Below are 4188 nucleotides of genomic sequence, written 5' to 3'. Positions count from 1 at the left end.
CACCGTCCGGAGCTCGCCCGCTCCTTTGCAGTCGACACTACTGCGGCCGCGCTGGCTTCTCCCCTGGTTCGGGCCGTCCTTGTCGTCACGGACGATCCAGGGGTCGCCGCCGATGTCACTGCTGTCGGTGCCCGGGTGGTCCCGGACCTGCCGGGCGTCGGCCTCAACGAGGCACTCGAGCACGGAGCTGCCGCAGCTGCTGCGGAGTTCCCGGAGTCCGGTGTAGCCGCGCTGTCCGCCGATCTGCCCGCATTGCGCCCTGCTGAGCTCACCCTGGTCCTGGCCGCTGCTGTCGACCAACGGAACTTCGTGATCGACCTGCCAGGCACCGGTACGACGATGCTCACCGCGGCCCCGGGGGTCTGTCTGGATCCCCGCTTCGGCGTCGGTTCGGCCCTGGCCCATCAGGCATCCGGCGCAGTACCGATCGACTTGGCCGACATCATCTCCGTACGGCGGGACGTCGACACGGCTGCGGATCTCGCCCATGCGGTGCAGCTCGGCGTGGGTCCGCAAACAGCAGAGGTGATGTCGCTGGTCCTCGGCGCCGCAACCGGCACCGAAGGCATCGCCTGCTGATCCACCTCAGCGACAGCTACCGGCTGCACAGTTACGGTAGGCCAATGCAAGCAACCGTGAGCCGCTACGACACCGAGACGGGCGCTGGCGTGGTGTTGACCGACAGAGGCGTCGAACTCCCTTTCACAGCAGAGGCCGTCGCCCACACCCCTGTCCGGCTGCTGCGCCTCGGTCAGCGGGTCCGCCTGACCACTACCGGCTCCGGCGCCACCCTCACCATCACCGAGGTCCACTTCATCACCCTGCGGTAAATGCTCCGGACACGGCGAAGGCCGGTCGCCCCTGGAGTGGGGTGACCGGCCTTCGCTAGTACTGCACAGTGCTGGTGTTGCTTTGCTGCAGTGCTGAAGGTCAGCGGGCGGCTGCGCGCTTCGCCGGTGCCTTCTTGGCGGGGGCCTTCTTGGCCGGCGCCTTCTTGGCAACGACTGCCTTCTTGGCCGGCGCCTTCTTGGCGACGGTCTTGGCCGGGGCCTTCTTGGCCGGGGCCTTCTTCGCGACGGTCTTGGTTGCCGCGGCCTTGGCCGGCGCCTTCTTGGCGGCGGTCTTGGTCGCGGCGGCCTTCACCGGTGCGGCCTTCTTGGCGGGAGCTGCTGCCTTGGTGGCGGCCGGCTTCGGCGCGACCAGCTTCGGCAGCTTCTTCGCCCCGGAGACAACGGCCTTCAGCTCCGCACCCGCGCGGAACTTCGGAACCACGGTCTTCTTGGCACGCTTGGTCTCGCCGGTCCGCGGGTTGCGGACCATGCGGGCACCGCGCTCGATGGCCTCGAAGGCACCGAACCCGGTGATGGCGACCTTGCCGCCCTTCTTGGTCAGCTCGCGCTGAACGGTGTCGATCACCGACTCCAGGGCGTGCTGGGCCGAACGGCGATTTCCGTCGAAGTGCACTGCGAGCGCTTCGACCAACTGGCTCTTGTTCACTGCTTCCCTCCGTGAACTTAGGCGTCGAGCACAGCGCTCGATCTCACGTGAACGTTATGGACTCATCGGTGAGTTCACAAACACCAACGCGGCAATTCGGCCTTGTTTTAAGCGATTCGGGCCCGAAACAGCTCCGAATCGGCCCGAAAGGGTCCGCGAATCCCTGTAGAGCAACGAACCGGCGACCTTCGGTGACGCCGACGATGAGCGTCAGCGGCGCTTGCCGCGCAGCATCCGGACCCCGTTCTGGGCGGTGTCGAGGCCGCGGGTGAAGGTCGTTTCGCCCTTCCTCGCCCGCAGCGTTTCACTCACCTTGCCGAGCAACCAGTCCAGCAACGGCACCGCGACAGCGAGCACCACCCACATGATCAGTCGTCTCCGCAGGAACAACCACATCGCAGTCAGCCTCCTCGGCCTTGGTCCGGGTCAAGTGTTCGAAGACTAGTGCCCGGTTCCCCAACCACCGCCAACGCAGTACTAGAGCCAGCCGCGGCGCTTGAAGACCAGGTGCAAACCGCCGCACACCAAGGCCATCATCCCGACCGCGAAGGGATAGCCGAACTCCCAGTGCAGCTCCGGCATCACGTCGAAGTTCATCCCGTAGACGGTGCCGATCAGCGTCGGCGCGAACAGGATCGCCGCCCATGCGGAGATCCGCTTCACCTCTTCGTTCTGGTGGTTGCTCGCGACGGTGAGGCTCTTCATCTCCTCGTTCTGCTGCTGCGCGACCAGGGTCGCGTTCACCGTCAGGATGTCCCGCAGCAGTTCGCGGAACGCGGCCACCCGCTCGACCACCTGGGTGACGTGGTCCGCGACGTCACGCAGGGACCGCTGCAGTTCCTCGTCCACGCCGTACTTGTCGAAACCGGCCCGCAGCGACTCGAGCATGTCGACCAGCGGCCGGGTCGCGCGCTGGAACTCGATCACCTCGCGGGACAGTTCGTAGATCCGCCGCGACACCTTCGGATCGCCGCGGAACACCTCGGTCTCGATCTCGTCGATGTCGTTCTCGAGCCCGGCGACCACCGGCGCGTACCCGTCGACGACCTTGTCCATGATCGCGTAGAGGACCGCCTCGGTGCCCTGCCGGAGCAGCTCCGGATCGCGTTCCACCCGGCGCCGTACCGCGGCCAGGTTCGGCGCCTCGGCATGCCGGACCGTCACCACGAAGTCCGGGCCGACGAACACGTGCACCTCGCCGAACTCGACCTCCTCGGTCGCGTCCCGGTACCGCGCGGCCTTCAGGACGACGAACAGCGTGTCCCCGTAGCGCTCGAGCTTCGGCCGCTGGTGCGCCTGGATCGCGTCCTCGATGGCGAGCTCGTGCAGATCGAACTCCTGCGCCAGCGAGTTGAGCTCGCGCCGGTCCGGCCGGTACAAGCCGATCCAGGCAAGGCTTTTCGGTGCCTCGTGCAGGACCTGGTAGGTCTCGGCCAGTGACTCCGGCGAGGCGACCCGTCGACCGTCGCAATAGATCGCACTGTCCACCACGCTGTGCCCCTTGGGCTTGGAGCTGGGCACATGCTCGGCCGGCTTCGCCTCGACGGGTGTCGGTGCCGCTACACCACCGGCGGTGTAGCGGCGAGCGGCGGCACGCAGCGACGGGGTGCGACCGAGGGCGCGCAGGGTACGAATACGGAGGTCGGACATGAGTCCTCCAGGTGCGAGGTGCGGAGTGTGTGGGCATCGTCTGCCCGACCCCTGCGACCCGATGGGCCGCGCACTGGAAGAAGATTCAGCGTCTCAAGGTCGAGCGAGATCCGTATGTCTGGAGGGTTCGCTGCTCATGGCGCCCCACCTCCTAGATCTCGCCGGCCTTGTTCTGACAACTGCGTAAGGATAACACCGGAGTTATCGCCACCACTGTGCGTTTCGTTACGCCGACGTCTCTCCACCCCACCCAGCAACGTCCGAAGAACCTTGGCCTCTGGCCTCAGGTTCTTCGGACGCTAGGGGTGGTCTGTGGTCAGGCCTTGGCGGGGAGAGTTGCCGGTTTGAAGGCGGGACGGGTCGCCTCGTACGCCGTGATGTCGTCGGCGTGCGACAACGTGATTCCGACGTCGTCGAGGCCGTTCAGCAGCCGGTAGCGGGTGTAGTCGTCGATCTCGAACGGCGCCGACACCTCGCCGGCCGAGATCGTCTTGTTCTCCAGGTCGACCGTCACCTTGGTGCCCGGGTCTGCCTCGATCGCCGACCACAACTGCTCGACGACGTCCTGCTCGACGAGCGCCGCGAGCAGTCCGGCCTTGCCCGAGTTGCCCCGGAAGATGTCGCCGAACCGCGACGACACGACGACCCGGAACCCGTAGTCGAGCAGGGCCCAGACGGCGTGCTCGCGGGACGACCCGGTGCCGAAGTCGGGGCCGGCGACCAGCACCGAGACCCCGCCGTACTCGGGCTGGTTCAGGACGAAGGTCGGATCGTTGCGCCACGCAGCGAACAGGCCGTCCTCGAAGCCGGTCCGGGTGACCCGCTTCAGGTAGACCGCCGGGATGATCTGGTCGGTGTCGACGTTGCCGCGCCGCAACGGGGCCGCGGTGCCGATGTGCTGGGTGAAGGCGTCCATGATTCCTTTGTCCTCAGACGTTCTCGGGTACGGCGACTTCCAGCGGCTGCAGATCCGCAGGCGCTGCGAGGGTTCCGGTGACGGCCGTGGCCGCGGCGACCAGCGGTGAGACCAGGTGGGTGCGG

General features: G+C 67.0%; 6 protein-coding genes. 2 read left to right on the top strand and 4 right to left on the bottom strand.

What is annotated here, in order from left to right:
* Together cofC and VFG33_RS35175 are read left to right on the top strand one after the other, a co-directional pair.
* Window positions 1-579: 2-phospho-L-lactate guanylyltransferase (gene cofC, locus VFG33_RS35180; protein ID WP_325057345.1), on the top strand; the 579-nt coding region annotated here is incomplete at its 5' end.
* Between the two features lie 44 nt (window positions 580-623).
* Complete coding sequence (locus VFG33_RS35175) at window positions 624-830, top strand: hypothetical protein (protein WP_325057344.1); 207 nt, start codon at window positions 624-626, stop codon at window positions 828-830.
* 100 nt (window positions 831-930) lie between these two features.
* Here the strand turns inward: VFG33_RS35175 and VFG33_RS35170 are convergent, their stop codons facing one another.
* From VFG33_RS35170 to leuD, 4 genes are all read right to left on the bottom strand, one after another.
* Entirely contained in the window at window positions 931-1497 is a 567-nt protein-coding gene (locus tag VFG33_RS35170) for an HU family DNA-binding protein (RefSeq protein ID WP_325057343.1), read from the bottom strand.
* Between the two features lie 210 nt (window positions 1498-1707).
* A complete protein-coding gene (locus VFG33_RS35165; RefSeq protein WP_325057342.1) occupies window positions 1708-1893 on the bottom strand; it encodes a hypothetical protein in 186 nt (61 codons plus the stop codon).
* Between the two features lie 81 nt (window positions 1894-1974).
* Complete coding sequence (corA, locus tag VFG33_RS35160; protein WP_325057341.1) at window positions 1975-3147, bottom strand: magnesium/cobalt transporter CorA; 1173 nt, start codon at window positions 3145-3147, stop codon at window positions 1975-1977.
* Between the two features lie 316 nt (window positions 3148-3463).
* Window positions 3464-4063: a 3-isopropylmalate dehydratase small subunit gene (gene leuD, locus VFG33_RS35155; RefSeq protein WP_325057340.1), complete on the bottom strand. Its 600-nt coding sequence runs from the start codon at window positions 4061-4063 to the stop codon at window positions 3464-3466.
* Between the last annotated feature and the right edge of the window lie 125 nt (window positions 4064-4188).

Source organism: Kribbella sp. (assembly GCF_035687465.1).
Taxonomy (GTDB): Bacteria; Actinomycetota; Actinomycetes; order Propionibacteriales; family Kribbellaceae; genus Kribbella.
Note: the sequence above shows the minus strand (reverse complement) of the source record. Positions and strands in the feature narration are given on the sequence as shown.